This is a genomic window from Bradyrhizobium nivariense (genome assembly GCF_029846695.2).
Lineage (GTDB): Bacteria > Pseudomonadota > Alphaproteobacteria > Rhizobiales > Xanthobacteraceae > Bradyrhizobium.
Map to the genome: position 1 here is coordinate 1 of NZ_JARWCR020000076.1, position 14,817 is coordinate 14,817.

A 14,817-nucleotide genomic window follows, 5' to 3' on the forward strand; every position below is an offset into this window, starting at 1 on the left:
CTTTCCCTCGCCGCGACACCAGCGCGTCCGCGAAACCCGGTTGCCCAACCTGTCGATATGCCATCCCGAGCCCCTCCGAGCCTAGGCCCTAATGAATCCCTGATTCGCCTTTGTGCAAAGCTCTCGCTTGCGGGAGAGGTCGGCGCGTAGCGTCGGGTGAGGGCTCTTTCCGCTTCGGGATTATCCCGTTGCGGAGACACCCTCTCCCCAGCCCTCTCCCGCGAGCGGGAGAGGGAGCCGGTGACCGACGACGACAAGCCGGTGTGACTGACGCGTTGCAAGCGCCGCGGTACGCGATCGAAGCGGTTATCCGATGCCGGCCACCTGAGCTATCCGCTCGAGCAGCGGGCGCTGTCCTGCGTTGATCTTCTCGCGCGCTTCTTCGAGCGTGAACCATTCGGCACGATCGACCTCCGGGAAGGTCTGCCGTCTGCCGCTGCGCGGCGGCCATTCCATCTCGAACGTGTTGCTGCGAATGCTGCGCACGTCGATGTCGAACTCGACTGCGAACGCGGTGACGACTTTGCCGCCGCGCTGCTTGACCTGACCAAGCGCGATCAGCGGCATAGACAGCTCAAGTCCGAGCTCCTCGGCAAACTCCCGTCGCGCGGCGATGTCTGCGTCTTCTCCGTCCGCATACTCGCCCTTCGGGATCGACCATGCAGCGAGGTCCTTGTTGCGCCAGAACGGCCCTCCGGGATGAACGAGGAGAACCTCGATTTCCCGTCGCTTTCGGTAGGCGAGGATCCCGGCACTGTTCGATGGCATTGCAGGTTCCGTGCAGGCGCGGCGCCTTCCGTTCGGGAAAAAGTGGAACAGAGGGTTTTAGCGCAGGTTAATAGCCAACGCTTTAACCGAACAAGGGAGTGAACCATGATCCGCCTATTGGCAACGACCGCATTGGGGCTGGTGCTGGCGAACGCCGCCTTTGCGCAATCGCCAAGCACGAACAGCAAGTCCGAGCAGACGCCGCAATCCCAGTCGAATTCCGCAGCTCCGTCCACCACCTCGCCGTCTGGCGCGGCACAAACGCAGCAGACCACGTCGCAACCGCAGCAATCATCGACGCCGGGAGCGTCGACACAGAATACCGAGGCGACAACTCCGTCTTCCGGATCGGCCAATTCCGGCTCCGGGACCAACGCTACCAATAGCGCGGACACGTCCTCTCGGCCGTCGAGCGGTGCGGCCAACTCGAACACGGCCGGCAACCAGCCCGGCGCCCAGCAGAGCGCCAATCCGCCGGCGGCGAACTCGAACCAGGCGCAGGATCGATCCAACCCTCCGTCGACGAACGCCAATCAGGCGCAGCAGGCGCCCAGCGGGACCGGAACCAACCAGGCCCAGCAATCGCCAAACGCGCCGAGCAGCAATCAGGCGCAGGGCGAGCGGGCGCGCGCCAATTCACAGGCCGCGGCGCGCACTGACGTCAACCTCAACAAGCAGCAGGAGACCAAGATCAGCGCGTCCATCTCCCACCTCAACGTGCGGCCGCTGACCAGCGTCAATTTCTCGCTGAGCGTCGGCACGGTGGTGCCGCGCGACATCCAGCTGTCGACGCTGCCGCCCGATGTGGTCGAGATCGTGCCGCAATATCGCGGCTACAGCTTTGCGCTGGTGAAGGATGAGATCGTCGTGGTCGATCCGGCGACATACAAGATCGTGACCGTGCTGCCGTACTCGGGACAATCCACCGCGACAACGACGACCACGCGCGAGCGCGGCGCCAGCAAGTTTTCGGATCGCGATCGCGAAGTGATCCGCAAGCATGCGAAGACCCGCACCGAGGGACGGAGCGAACGACAGACCACCGGCAGCACCGCACGCAGCGAGATTCATGTAGGTGACCGCGTTCCCGACAGTGTCGAGGTCGAGGAATTCCCGAGCACCGTCTACCGGGACGCGCCCGACCTGCGGGAGTACCGCTACATCCACCGCGATTCGCGGACCTATGTCATCGAGCCCCGCGAACGCCGCATCATCGAGGAAATCGACTAGTTCGCACGCCGCCGGAAGCCGCTCCCTCGAGCGGCTTCCGATCCGGCATCAGCTGGCAGATCGTTCGTGCGCGGCGAGACGGATGACTCGGCGCTTCGCGCTCTTTCCGGCCGCGCGCGCTTCAATCATGATGCGCGCTTTGCCGTGAGCCGAAGCGTTCTTCCGAAGCAGGGTTGCGAACCGCTTGCGTGCACGGTTGGTCGTCAATCGCACCGCCAGTTGCTCCGCCTTGCGAATGATGGTCGTGACCGAGGGCGTCAGGTTTACCGGAACCCAGGCGACGTCTTTCGTCTTGGACAGGCTGCCGATGCCTTCGCATGGCGCTTCGCGCGGCAGGTCGATCCGGATCGCGAGGGCCTCCGTGCGTTCGGTCCAGTCTTCGGCCTTGGTGCCGGTGATGATGCGGACGTAGTCGCGCGTCTCGCGCGGCAGCTCGCTCTCTCTGGCGAGCCATTTCTGGATCCGGCCAGGGCCCGCGTTATAGGCGGCCGCGGCAAGGCCGAGATTGCCGAAATCGTCGCGGAGCTTGCGCAGGAATTTGGCTGACGCCGGCAGCGCCTTCATCGCATCGAAGGGATCGTCCAACCCGACCTCCGCTGCTGTTTCCGGCATGAACTGTGCGACGCCTTGGGCGCCGGCCTGGCTGACCTCGTTGGACTTGAAGCGGCTCTCCTGCCAGATCAGGCGGGCGAAGAACGGCACGGGAATGCCGCTGGCCTCGGCGGCTTCACGAAGCGCGTTGCAGAATCGTTCAGTCGGCGAAATCGGCGCCTGCGCGACAGGTTCGACGGCGCGCGGCGGCTCGGGTGTCTCCTCAAAGGCAGCGCGTGCATTGGCGAGCTCGAGGGCCTGCACGCTTGCGAGGAACAGATCGACCACCGGAACAAGTGGTGAGGCTTGAGTGTTTTGAAGAACGGCGTGGTCGAAAGCTGGTGCTTGGCGGGACGCCGACGGATCGAGGTCGCACATCAGAATCATAAACGCGGCGCAAGCCGCGACGACAAATCGCATTGCTGGAGCAACCTCGAACTGTGGGATGCGAACTGTGGGATGAACGGCCAGCGCTGCGCGGGCGATGAGGAGTTCTTAACCGTGCGATTGCGGCAAAGCTGCGGTCTCGTCGGTTCCGTCGGTGCTACTACGGTGTTCCCGCCGGGAAACTCTCCGCGGTTTTGCGGGGAGCATTGGTGAATTGGGAAGAGCGACATGGTGCGGTGGATGCTTGGCGCAGTGATTTCGCTGTGGGTGATCTGTCCGGCGCTCGCGAACAATCTCGATGCCACCGCAGTGAACGACGCTGCGCGTCCCGCGAAACAGCCGGCTACCGACAAGATCAGCGCATCCGTGGTGAAGCTTCAGATCATGCTGGACCGTACGCAGTTCTCGCCGGGCGAAATCGACGGCAAGTTCGGCGAGAACGCGCAGAAAGCGTTGAAGGCATTTGCCGAGCAGAGCGGTATCGCTTTCGAGAAGACGATCGCGCCGGAGCTTTGGGACAGGCTGAGCGCGGCGAGCGAAGGTCCCATGATTGTCGACTACAGGATCACCGAGGCCGATGTGAAGGGACCGTTCCTGAAAGAGCTGCCGCGCAAGCTCGAGGACATGAAGTCGTTGAAGGCGCTGAGCTACACCAGCCCGCTCGAGGGACTCGCCGAAAGAGTCCACATGAGCGGGGACCTGCTTCGGACGCTCAATCCCGGCAAGTCCTTCGACAAGGCCGGGGAGACGATTGCCGTTGCGAATGTCTCTGCACGAGGCGAGCTGCCACCCGTTGCGCGGCTCGAGATCGACAAGAAGAACGGCACGCTGAAAGCATTCGACGGGGCCGGCCGCCTGCTCGCGTTCTATCCCGCGTCAATCGGTAGCCCGGACCGTCCGACGCCGAGCGGTACGCTCAAGGTCATCAGCACAAACGAGAAGCCGACCTATCACTACAATCCTGACTACAAGTTCAGCAGCGTCAAATCGAAACGGCCGTTCGATGTCCAGCCGGGTCCAAACAATCCGGTAGGGGCGTACTGGATCGGCCTGTCCGCGCAGGGCTACGGCATCCACGGCACGGCGGAGCCCGACAAGGTCAGCAAGTCCGCGTCGCACGGCTGCGTCAGGCTGACCAATTGGGACGTGCGCGCGCTCGGCGATCATATCAAGCGCGGCACACCGGTCGTCTTCCTGGATGCGCCGACGGAATCCTCGTCCAAGCACCCGGGGAAGTCCGGCGGCAAGCGGGCCTCGAACTAGTCCTCGAAACTAATCCTTTGGAAAGTCCTTGCGCATCGCGATCTCGGCGGCATCGCCGGGCGACAGCACCGTCTGGTCGAACGCTGTTTGCGGCCTCGTCATGATGTCGTAGAGCGAGATGCCCTTGATGGGCTTGCCCATGAGCTCGCGCACGCAGTCAGCGAGCGTGCCGTTGTAGACGAGATAGGGCGGACCTCGGCCCTTCTGCCTCTCGCCCTTCAGCGACGGCCACTTCTTCAGTTCGGCCGGCGCGTCATAGGCGATCGGCGATTCCTCTTTAAACATTCGCTTGGCCCCTGAAGGCGTGGGTAGCCCAGAAGCCTAGGGCCGCCCGGTAAACGCTTGTTAAAGAATTAGTTCAATTCAGCCGGCAACGAAGGCGAGCAGGGTGCCGTTGGCCTTGGCCGGCGGCACGCAGATCGCGGTCCCGCTGCGCACAGCCGCCGAACCGAGCGCCTTCTCGGTGGCCGCGAGATCGCCGCTCACGAGCACCAGGGCCGCGCCACCGCGCTCGGAGAGACCTGTGAGTGGGACACCGGGATAGCGCTTGCCGAGCTGGTCCAGCGTCAAATAGACGAAATCGGCACGATCACCGCCGGAGGGCACGGTCACCGCGCCGTCGGCCTCCGTCTTCGGCTCGCGGTCGATCAGCCGTCCCAGATGCGCGGCTTCCTTCGCGGGCTCTGGCGTTGCGATCAGCGTTTGCTTGATCCGCTTCGCCGCATTGGCGTGCTTCATCAGCTCGGGAAGCCACACCGTCTCGCGGGTCTTGTGCTGGCAGGCGAAAATGCGCACGCCGCCTGGCGCTTCCGCGGTCGGCCACATGAAAGTGCGGAATTTCGCCGCCGAGACCGTGCCGTTCGGCAGCGTGACCGGCCGTTCGAAATCGGTCGGACCAATCGGCTCCAGGCCGCGTGCGCGGATTTCCTCCGCGCCGGCGGTGGAATCGACCGCGGTGAAGGCGATGCGCTCGATCCCTTCGCCGCGCTTGTCGAGGAAGGCGCGCGCGGGCGCATTGTGCTCGGTCGCAGCGAGCACGCCGAGCAGCTCCATATAATCCGGATCGAACATGATGGTGTAGTTGCCGGTGCCCATATGCGCGCTGTGGGTGCCGCGCGGCGAGATGGTGAAGCCGAGCTGCCGGTAATTCTCGGCGGCCTTGTCGAGGTTCTGAACCATGACCACGGCGTGGTCGATACCGATGACGTTCTTGAGGGCCACTGTTCTTTCCCCGAATGCAAACTGACCAGAGGCCGCGCTGGCGGCCATTGGTCCTGTCTACGCCGGATAGGCGGCCAAGTCATTTTCAAATCGGCGGGAGATGCGAAATTTCATTTCGCGAAATGCTCTCGACGCATCACGGTCGATGGCGTCAGCGAGCCTGCTCGATATAGGCGGCGAGGATGGCGCGCTCATCGCTGGTCATTTCGGTGATGTTGCCCGGCGGCATCGCATTGGACCAGGCGGCGACGCGGCCGATCAGGCGGATGTTGCGATGGATGTGCTCGGGCGCATCGAGCAATATGCCCTTCGGCGCGGTCACGATGCCGGCCCAGACCGGCTCGGCCGCATGGCACATGCTGCAGCGGGACATCACGATCTCCTCGACATTGGCGAGGGTCGGCTGCGCCGACAGCGCCCCCGTCTTCACCTCTCGCGGTCCGGCGGCGGAGAGGAAGAGGATCGCGATCACGCCGACCGCTGCGACGCCCCACACCCACCATGGCGATTTGCGCCCGGCATGACGCTCGTTGAAGAAGTGCCGGATCACAGGGCCGAGCGCCAGGATGATCGCGACGATGATCCAGTTGAAGCGCGTGGCGTAAAGCAGGGGATAGTGGTTGCTGATCATCAGCACGACGACCGGCAGCGTCAGATAATTGTTGTGGACCGAGCGCTCCTTGCTGGTCTTGCCGAGCTTTGGATCGGGCGCCTGTCCCGCGATCAGGCTGGCTACGATCTTCTTCTGGTTCGGGATGATCAGCGCGAAGACGTTGGCGACCATGATGGTGCCGATGATCGCCCCGATCTGGTTGAAGGCGCCGCGCCCGCTCAGCACGTGGGTGAAGGCATAGGTCAACGCGACCAGGAACAGATAGCCGCCGATGGTGAAGGGAAGTTCGCGCTGCGCGAGCCCGGTACGGCAGGCGCCTTCATAGAGCAGCCATGCCAGCGCGAGGCTCGAGAGGCTGAACAGGCCGGCCTGGAATGGCGTGAGGTCGAGGATCGACTTGTCGACCAGGAACAAATCGGCCTCGAGATAATATACCACCACCATCAGCGCGAAGCCGGACAGCCAGGTGGTGTAGGCCTCCCATTTGAACCAGGTCAGCTCGTCCGGCATCTGGGCGGGCGCGACCAGATATTTCATGATCCGGTAGAAGCCGCCGCCATGGACCTGCCAGGCCTCGCCCTGCACGCCGTCCGGCAGGTCGCTCTCAGGAGAGTCGGTTTTGGGCTTGAGGCTGAGGTCGAGGGCGATGAAATAGAAGGAACTGCCGATCCAGGCGATCGCCGCCACCACGTGCAGCCAGCGGAGCAGCAGGCTCGCCCATTCCGAAATGATGGATCCCCACATGATCACCCCAACAGATGCGATACCAATGCCGCAGCTTTGATGACCGCAACCGGCGGCCCCGCCCCTACAATGTGTCGCACCGATCACCGGCATTTTCCAGTACGATGGGTTGGAGCTGATGCACATCGTGCGGGCATGAGCTGACGTGGGATTCGGCAGGCGTTTGACCTATCGCAGAACGTTTACGGGTCGATCGGCGTTGACGCGCGACACGTGAAGGCCGGGAGGAAACGACGTGAAGAACAGGATTTCGTTCGTGGCGATGTCCGCGGGGTGGCTGCTCGCAGTTGCGACCTGCGCACAGGCCGAGCCGGTCCTGCAGGGCAAGGAGGCCTACGGCGATTGGCGGGCCGACAAGCCCGGCACGGTCAGGTTGATCCGGCTGCAGGATCTGGTCAGGCCCGGCGCCACGAAGTCGGTCGCGAGCTTCTCGCGTGTGGTGCCGCGTCCGCCGGAGGCTGCGCTTCAGGTGCCGGCCGGCTTCAAGATCGAGCTGTTCGCCGAGGGCCTGCGCGCCCCGCGCATCGTGCGGGTTGCGCCGAACGGCGATGTCTTCGTCGCGGAGACGCGCGCCGGCAACATCCGCGTATTGCGCACCGGGGAGGGCGGCAAGGTCGCGACCAACGGGGTGTTCGCTGGCGGACTGCGGCAGCCGTTCGGCATCGCCTTTTTCCCGAGCGGCGACAATCCGCAATGGGTCTATGTCGCCAACACCGACAGCGTCGTCCGCTTTCCCTATCAGGCCGGCGACCTCAAGGCGCGCGGCAAGGCGGAGACGGTCGTGGCGAGCCTGCCGCATGACGGCGGCCATTCGACCCGCGACATCGTCTTCACGCCGGATAACAAGCGCATGCTGGTGTCCGTCGGGTCGCTCAGCAACGTCGCCGAGGGCATGGGCACGCCGCCGGGCGGGTTGGAGGCATGGTCGCGAACGCAGCCGCTCGGCGCGGCATGGGCGAGCGAGACCGAGCGCGCCACCGTGCTCGCCTTCAATCCTGATGGCAAGGAGCGGAAGATCTACGCCACCGGCATCCGCAACTGCGTCGGACTCGCGCTCCAGCCGCAGACCGGGCTGCCCTGGTGCTCGACCAACGAGCGCGACGGGCTCGGCGACGATCTCGTGCCTGACTACGTCACCAGCGTGAAGGAAGGCGCTTTCTATGGCTGGCCGTGGTTCTATATCGGCGGCAACGAAGACCCGCGCCACGCCGGCGCGCGGCCGGACCTCAAGGACAAGGTGACGGTGCCTGATGTGCTGGTGCAGCCGCACTCGGCCTCGCTCGGCATGACCTTCTATCAGGGCACGCAGTTTCCGTCGGAGTATTACGGCGACGCCTTCGCCGCCGAGCATGGCTCCTGGAACCGCTCGAAGCGCACCGGCTACAAGGTGATCCGCATCCGGATGAAGGACGGCAAGCCGACCGGGGAGTACGAGGATTTCGTCACGGGGTTCGTGGTGAGCGATGCGGAGGTGTGGGGGCGGCCGGTCGGTGTTGCCGTGGCGAAGGATGGATCGCTGCTGGTGTCGGAGGATGGTAACGGCACGATCTGGCGGGTGACGCACTAGAGTCGTGCCGCGGTGGAGATGCACCCTCCCACAAGGGGAGAAGGGAAGAAGCACTGGGCTCGCGTCGCTCACCCTCGTCTCACACTGGCTCCGCCATCCACCGGCAGCGTCACGCCGGTGATGAAATTCGCCTCGTCCGACGCCAGGAACAGCGCGGCATTCGCGACGTCCCATCCCGTGCCCATCTTCCTGCGCAGCGGCACCTTGCTGTCGCGTTCGGCTTCGACCTCGGCGCGGGTCTTGTGCCATTCGCGGGCGCGGGTGTCGACCGCCATCGGCGTGTTCATCAGGCCCGGCAGGATGACGTTGGCGCGGATGCCGTATTCGGCATTCTGGTAGGCGAGCTGTTCGGTGAAGGCGATCATCGCCGATTTCGTCGCCTTGTAGGCGACGTAGGGATAGGTCGTGATCGCCGCCATCGAGGAGATGTTGATGATCACGCCGCTGTTCTGCGCGCGCATGATCGGGATCACCTCTTTCGCCGCCAGAATGCAGCTCTTCAAATTGATGGCGACGACGCGGTCGAACGCCTCCTCGGTCAGCTGAAGCAGCTCGGCGTCGCCGCCGGACAGGCTGACGCCGACATTGTTGTGCAGCACGTCGATCCGGCCCCAGCGTGCTTGCGCGTCCGCCACCATCGCCTTGATGTCGGCGGACTTGGTCACGTCGGCCTTGAAGGCTGCGGCGCTGCCTTGCTTCGCGGCGATCATGGCGACGGTTTCCTGCGCCGATTCCAGATGATGATCGACGCACAGCACCTTGGCGCCCTCGCGCGCGAAGGTGAGCGCGGTGGCACGGCCGTTGCCCATGCCTTCGCCGGGGCTTTGCCCGGCCCCGACCACGATCGCAATCTTGTCCATCAAGCGCATGTCAGTTCACTCCCGGGATCGGGTACTGCTGGAGTACCTCTTTGTAAGTGGGTTCGTTGTCGATTTTCGTGGTGGCGAACACGCGCACCACGCCGCAATAGAAAGCGATGGTCAGGACGAGATCGACCATATGCTCGTCGGAGAGATGCTGCTTGATCTCGACGAAGGTCGCGTCCGACATCGCGAGCGCGCGAACCATCTCGCGGGCGCCTTTCAGGATCGCCTTGGCCAGCGGCTCGAGCTTCGAGGGCTTGCCCTCGGTCTCCGCCATCAGGCCGGCGATGTCCTCGTCGGTGACGCCGAATTCCTTGCCGATCTTCACATGGTGGGTGAACTCGTATTCCGACTTCTCGATCCAGCCGACCTGGAGGATCGCAAGCTCCCGCAGCCGCGGGTCAAGCTTGCTCTTGAAGCGGATGTAGCCGCCGATGCCGTTGAAGGCGCGCGCCATCTCCGGCGAGTTGACCAGCAGCTTGTGCAAATTGGTGTTGCGCTTGAGCATGTCGCGATATTCGGGCGCGACCTGGTCGGCCTCGAGATAGGGCAGGCGGGCCATCCCTGGTGTTCCTTTCAGTGTTCTTGTGATTCACGTTCGGGAGCTTGCAGCGTAACGCCGCCGTCGACCACGAGCACCTGGCCGGTGATGTAGCGCGCAAAATTGCTGAGCAGGAACTTGACGGCATGGCCGACGTCCCAGCCGGTGCCTTCGGTTTTCAGCAGTGAGGCCTTGGCGCGCTGCGCGCGGGCCTGCTCGCTCATGCCGCGGGCATAGACCATCGGCGTGTACATCGGCCCGGGGCAGATGCAGTTGACGCGGATATTGTCGCGGCCGTGATCGACCGCCATCGCGCGCGTGAGCCCGATGACGGCCGCCTTCGAGGTCGTGTAACTCGTGAGCCCGCGTGGCCGCAGCGCCGAGATCGACGAGATGTTGACGATCGCGCCGCCCTTGGCGGTCCTGGTCATGGCGGGAATGGCATGCTTCGAGAGCAGGAACATGGTCTCGACATTGACCTGCATGACGCGGCGATATTGCTCGGGCGTCTCGTCGACCACGCTGCCCCGGCTGCCGATGCCGACATTGTTGTCGAGCAAATCGAGCCGGCCCCAGCGATCGAGCGTGGCTTCAACCAGTGTCTTGCAATCGCCCTCGCTGGTGATGTCGCCACCATGGGCAGCGGCGGTGCCGCCGTCGACCCGGATCATCTCGACCGTGCGTTCGGCGAGCTTGAGATCGCGATCGGCCACCAGCACTTTTGCGCCGGCGCGGGCCAGCAGAATCGCTGCAGCGCGGCCGTTGCCGATGCCGTCGCCTGAGGCGCCGCCGCCGCTGATCAACGCCACCTTGCCGGCGAGGCCGGCATCGTCCTCGGGGCCCTGCATGTCGTTCATCCCAAATTATTTTCGTGCAGATTAGCAATCGTCCCCGCCGGAGAGAAGGGCGCACCTCCTGCATTCATGTCATTGACATCACATGGAATTGCATGTCGCGGCCGGCGCATTGCACAGGGCTGGTCCTTGCCGCTCAGGAACTGTTTTCACGCGACTGCGTTTGCTGCCGGAGCCTTTCCCGCGCTAGGCTCTGTCCGGGGCTTCCCAACCGCCAGTGGCTTGCCGATGAATCTGCTCGACCCACAAGGGCCCGTGGCTGCCGCCAACAGCACCATCCTGGTCGATTCCGTCTTCATCATGCTCGCGATCGTGGTGCCGACCATCATCACGATCCTGGCCTTCGCGTTCTGGTTTCGCGCGTCCAATCCGAAGGCGCGCTTTCAGCCGGACTTCGTCTATTCGGGGCGGGTGGAAATGGTGGTGTGGGCGATCCCCGCGCTCACCGTGATCCTGCTCGGCGGCGTCGCCTGGATCGGCTCGCACCAGCTCGATCCCGCAGCACCCGTGCCCGGCACCGGCAGCCCGGTCCGCATCCAGGCCGTCTCGCTCGACTGGAAATGGCTCTTCATTTATCCGGACCAGCGCATCGCAACCGTCAACACGCTGACAGTGCCGGCAGGTGCGGAGCTGAATTTCCAGCTGACGTCGTCCAGCGTGATGAACACGTTCTTCATCCCGCAGCTCGGCAGCATGATCTACACCATGAACGGCATGGTGACGAAGCTGAACCTGCGCGCCGACAACGAAGGCAAGCTGCAGGGCCTGTCGGCGCATTTCTCTGGCGACGGTTTTCCGGACATGATGTTCGACGTCAACGTGATCTCGCCGCTCGCTTTCCCGGACTGGGTGGCGGCGACGGCGAAGAGCGATGCTGTCCTCAATGAGGAAAGCTACAAGAAGCTGATGCAGCAGGGCATCGAGAAGGGCAGGCCGGCCTACCGGCTCGACGATCCCAGGCTGTTCGACCTGATCGCGAGCCAACACATTCCGCCCGGGCCGGGGCCGGAGCTGATCTCCGATGCCGGCCGTCCGCACAGTGGAGGCCACGATGCTCGGTAAGCTCGATTGGTCGGCCATTCCGTTCGACCAGCCCATTCCGCTGATCGCGGGGGCCGTGGTGCTGGTCGGGATTCTCGCGGTGCTGATCTGGGTCGTGGTGAAGGGCCATCTGCCCTATCTCTGGCACGAATGGATCACCAGCGTCGATCACAAGCGCATCGGCGTCATGTACATCCTGCTGGCCTCGGTGATGCTGCTGCGCGGCGGTAGCGACGCCATCATGATGCGGATCCAGCAGGCAGTCGCCTATCAGTCGCAGGGCTATCTGCCGCCGGAGCACTACAACCAGATATTCTCCGCGCACGGCACCATCATGATCTTTTTCGTGGCGATGCCGTTCGTGATCGGGCTGATGAACCTGATCGTGCCGTTGCAGCTTGGCGTGCGCGACGTCGCTTTCCCGACGCTCAATTCGGTCGGCTTCTGGCTCACCGCGACCGGCGCGCTGCTGGTCAATCTCTCGCTCGTGATCGGCGAGTTCGCCCGCACCGGCTGGCTCGCGTTTCCGCCACTGTCGGAATTGTCCTACTCGCCGGGCGTCGGCGTCGACTATTACGCGTGGTCGCTGCAGATCTCCGGCGTCGGCACGCTGGTGGCCGGCATCAATCTCGTGACGACGGTGCTGAAGCTGCGCACCAAGGGGATGAACTATCTGCGCATGCCGATGTTCTGCTGGACCACGCTGGCCTCGAATCTCCTCATCGTCGCGGCCTTCCCGATTCTGACCGCCACCCTCGCGATGCTGCTGCTCGACCGCTATCTCGGCTTCCACTTCTTCACCAACGAAGCCGGCGGCAACGTCATGATGTTCATGAACCTGATCTGGGCCTGGGGACATCCGGAAGTCTACATTCTCGTGCTGCCGGCCTTCGGCATCTTCTCCGAGGTGGTCTCGACCTTCTCGGGCAAGGCGCTGTTCGGCTATCGCTCGATGGTGCTCGCCACCATGGCGATCTGCATCATTTCGTTCATGGTCTGGCTGCATCACTTCTTCACGATGGGCGCAGGTCCGGACGTCAACGCCATCTTCGGCATCGCCAGCATGATCATCGCGGTGCCGACGGGGGTGAAGATCTACAACTGGCTGTTCACGATGTATGGCGGCCGCATCCGCTTTGCGACGCCGATGCTGTGGGCGGTCGGCTTCATGGTCACCTTCATCATCGGCGGATTGACGGGCGTGCTGGTCGCGGTGCCACCGGCCGATTTCATGCTCCACAACAGCATGTTCCTGGTCGCGCACTTCCACAACGTCATCATCGGCGGTGTGCTGTTCGGCGCCTTCGCCGGCTTCGAATACTGGTTTCCAAAAGCCTTCGGCTTCCGCCTCGACGAGCGCTGGGGCAAGCTGGCGTTCTGGTTTACTTTCCTTGGTTTCTACATCACCTTTGTCCCGCTCTATGTCGCCGGCATGCTCGGCATGACGCGGCGCATGCAGCACTATGACGTCGCGGCGTGGCGGCCGTGGATGTTCGTGGCGGCCGCCGGCATGGCCGTGCTGACGATCGGGGTGATCTGCCAGATCGTGCAGATCGTGGTCAGCATCCGCAACCGCGAAGCCCTGCGCGACCGCACCGGAGATCCCTGGGATGGCCGCTCGCTGGAATGGGCGACCTCGTCGCCGCCGCCGGTGTTCAACTTCGCCTTCCATCCCGATGTGCGCGGCGAGGACGCCTATTGGGACATGAAGACCCATGCCCGGCAGCAATCGTTCGAGCATGAAGGGCCCGAATATCATGACATCGAGATGCCCAGGAACTCGCCGACCGGTTTCGTCTGCGCGTTCTTCGCCACCATCATGGGCTTTGCGCTGATCTGGCACATCTGGTGGATGGTGGTTTTGGGCGGCATCGGTGCGTTCGCGACCTTCGTCGTCTTCGCTTGGCGCGACCATGACGAATACGTCATTCCGGCCGAGGAGGTCGCAGCGATAGACCGCGTCAATCTCGAGGAGCGGCGCAGCCTCGTCAGCATGGCGGGGGCGGTTTGATGTCGATGATCGCGACCGCGGGCCGTGCCCACGCCGATCCCCATCACATCGGGCTCGTCATCGAGCATCCCGGCCCCGCGCCAAAGCGCATCGTGACTGCCTATGGCTTCTGGGTCTTCCTGCTCTCCGACATCGTGATGTTCTCCTGCTTCTTTGCGGCCTACGCGGTGCTGTCTGGCCAGACCGCCGGCGGCCCGAAGGGCTCCGAAATCTTCGAGCCGCGGAATGTCGCGATCGAGACGGTCTGCCTGCTGTTGTCGAGTTTTACTTGCGGCATGGCCGGCATTGCGGCCGATGTACGCAACCGGTTCTGGTTCTACCTCGGCATGGCCGTGACGTGCCTGCTCGGGCTGATCTTCCTGGCGATTGAGTTTCGCGAGTTCGCCGACCTCGTCGCTCGCGGCTACGGCCCGTCGCGGAGCGCGTTCCTGACCGCGTTCTTTTCGCTGGTCGGATGCCACGGTCTGCATGTCTCCGCCGGCGTGCTGTGGCTGCTCACCATGATGGCCCAGGTTTTTGCAAAAGGCTTTCGCGCCGACATATTGCGCCGGATGATGTGCTTTGCATTGTTCTGGCACGCGCTCGACATCATCTGGGTCGCGGTGTTCTCCGTGGTCTACCTGCTTGGGAGTGGCGTATGAGCGATCAGACGCATGTACGGACCGAACACGACGACCTCGCGCCGGGCGAGGAAGAGCAACACAGTGTCGGCACCAGGATTCTCGGTTACGTCGTCGGCCTTGCGCTTGCGCTTCTGCTTACGGCGACGTCGTTCTTCATCGCCGGCACCAATCTGGTCTGGCAGCCTTCCATTCCCGTCGCGCTGATCGTGCTGGCGATCGCGCAGATGGGCGTGCATCTGGTGTTCTTCCTGCACATCACCACGGGGCCCGATAACACCAACAACGTGCTGGCGCTGGCCTTCGGATTGCTGGTGGTCTTCCTGGTGGTCGGCGGCACCGTCTGGATCATGGCGCATCTGAACGCGAACATGCCGCCGATGGATCACATCATGCAGATGCGCCCATAGCGCGAACAAGAAGGCGCCGTTAGCGCATTGTTCCAAAAAGAAGGCCGCTTGTTGTGACAAGCGGCCCAAGTCTAGGGAGGAAACGCCCGAGCA

Annotated in this window: 15 protein-coding genes; 7 read left to right on the top strand and 8 right to left on the bottom strand. The window is 63.7% G+C overall.

What is annotated here, in order from left to right; genetic code table 11:
- Positions 1-306 precede the first annotated feature (306 nt).
- Entirely contained in the window at positions 307-768 is a 462-nt protein-coding gene (locus QCM77_RS38120; protein WP_279662716.1) for an NUDIX hydrolase, read from the bottom strand.
- 105 nt (positions 769-873) lie between these two features.
- Between QCM77_RS38120 and QCM77_RS38125 the strand changes: the two genes are divergently transcribed.
- Positions 874-1,998 (top strand): DUF1236 domain-containing protein, encoded by a 1,125-nt coding sequence (locus QCM77_RS38125; protein WP_279662717.1) that lies wholly within the window; start codon positions 874-876, stop codon positions 1,996-1,998.
- Positions 1,999-2,046: 48 nt separating this feature from the next.
- Here the strand turns inward: QCM77_RS38125 and QCM77_RS38130 are convergent, their stop codons facing one another.
- Complete coding sequence (locus tag QCM77_RS38130; protein WP_280096309.1) at positions 2,047-3,009, bottom strand: lytic transglycosylase domain-containing protein; 963 nt, start codon at positions 3,007-3,009, stop codon at positions 2,047-2,049.
- Positions 3,010-3,204: 195 nt separating this feature from the next.
- On the opposite strand from QCM77_RS38130, the gene QCM77_RS38135 reads away from it, so the two are divergent.
- Positions 3,205-4,239: a L,D-transpeptidase family protein gene (locus QCM77_RS38135; RefSeq protein WP_280096310.1), complete on the top strand. Its 1,035-nt coding sequence runs from the start codon at positions 3,205-3,207 to the stop codon at positions 4,237-4,239.
- Positions 4,240-4,248: 9 nt separating this feature from the next.
- On the opposite strand, the gene QCM77_RS38140 is transcribed toward QCM77_RS38135, so the two are convergent.
- From QCM77_RS38140 to QCM77_RS38150, 3 genes are all read right to left on the bottom strand, one after another.
- Entirely contained in the window at positions 4,249-4,524 is a 276-nt protein-coding gene (locus QCM77_RS38140; protein ID WP_280096311.1) for a hypothetical protein, read from the bottom strand.
- Positions 4,525-4,602: 78 nt separating this feature from the next.
- The gene (locus tag QCM77_RS38145) at positions 4,603-5,460 is read right to left on the bottom strand and encodes a VOC family protein (RefSeq protein WP_280096312.1); all 858 of its coding nucleotides are present in this window, start codon (positions 5,458-5,460) and stop codon (positions 4,603-4,605) included.
- 151 nt (positions 5,461-5,611) lie between these two features.
- Positions 5,612-6,817: a urate hydroxylase PuuD gene (locus QCM77_RS38150; protein ID WP_280096313.1), complete on the bottom strand. Its 1,206-nt coding sequence runs from the start codon at positions 6,815-6,817 to the stop codon at positions 5,612-5,614.
- 235 nt (positions 6,818-7,052) lie between these two features.
- On the opposite strand from QCM77_RS38150, the gene QCM77_RS38155 reads away from it, so the two are divergent.
- Positions 7,053-8,384 (top strand): PQQ-dependent sugar dehydrogenase, encoded by a 1,332-nt coding sequence (locus tag QCM77_RS38155; protein WP_280096314.1) that lies wholly within the window; start codon positions 7,053-7,055, stop codon positions 8,382-8,384.
- Between the two features lie 68 nt (positions 8,385-8,452).
- On the opposite strand, the gene QCM77_RS38160 is transcribed toward QCM77_RS38155, so the two are convergent.
- From QCM77_RS38160 to QCM77_RS38170, 3 genes are read right to left on the bottom strand one after another with little or no spacing between them, the layout of a single operon-like run.
- Positions 8,453-9,253 carry an SDR family NAD(P)-dependent oxidoreductase gene (locus QCM77_RS38160; RefSeq protein ID WP_279688680.1) on the bottom strand — a complete coding sequence of 267 codons (801 nt, stop codon included), beginning with the start codon at positions 9,251-9,253 and terminating at the stop codon, positions 8,453-8,455.
- 1 nt (position 9,254) lies between these two features.
- Entirely contained in the window at positions 9,255-9,809 is a 555-nt protein-coding gene (locus QCM77_RS38165; protein WP_280096315.1) for a carboxymuconolactone decarboxylase family protein, read from the bottom strand.
- 14 nt (positions 9,810-9,823) lie between these two features.
- Positions 9,824-10,645, bottom strand: a complete 822-nt coding sequence (locus QCM77_RS38170; RefSeq protein ID WP_280096316.1) for an SDR family NAD(P)-dependent oxidoreductase — start codon at positions 10,643-10,645, stop codon at positions 9,824-9,826.
- Positions 10,646-10,870: 225 nt separating this feature from the next.
- On the opposite strand from QCM77_RS38170, the gene QCM77_RS38175 reads away from it, so the two are divergent.
- The 4 genes from QCM77_RS38175 to cyoD are packed head-to-tail and all read left to right on the top strand — an operon-like array spanning position 10,871 to position 14,724.
- Entirely contained in the window at positions 10,871-11,704 is an 834-nt protein-coding gene (locus QCM77_RS38175) for a cytochrome ubiquinol oxidase subunit II family protein (protein WP_280096317.1), read from the top strand.
- Positions 11,694-13,694 (top strand): cytochrome o ubiquinol oxidase subunit I, encoded by a 2,001-nt coding sequence (gene cyoB / locus QCM77_RS38180; protein ID WP_280096318.1) that lies wholly within the window; start codon positions 11,694-11,696, stop codon positions 13,692-13,694. The genes QCM77_RS38175 and cyoB overlap by 11 nt, the downstream gene beginning before the upstream one ends.
- Complete coding sequence (locus QCM77_RS38185; RefSeq protein ID WP_279688674.1) at positions 13,694-14,335, top strand: cytochrome (ubi)quinol oxidase subunit III; 642 nt, start codon at positions 13,694-13,696, stop codon at positions 14,333-14,335. The genes cyoB and QCM77_RS38185 overlap by 1 nt, the downstream gene beginning before the upstream one ends.
- Entirely contained in the window at positions 14,332-14,724 is a 393-nt protein-coding gene (gene cyoD / locus QCM77_RS38190) for a cytochrome o ubiquinol oxidase subunit IV (RefSeq protein ID WP_280096319.1), read from the top strand. The genes QCM77_RS38185 and cyoD overlap by 4 nt, the downstream gene beginning before the upstream one ends.
- Positions 14,725-14,817: the final 93 nt, after the last annotated feature.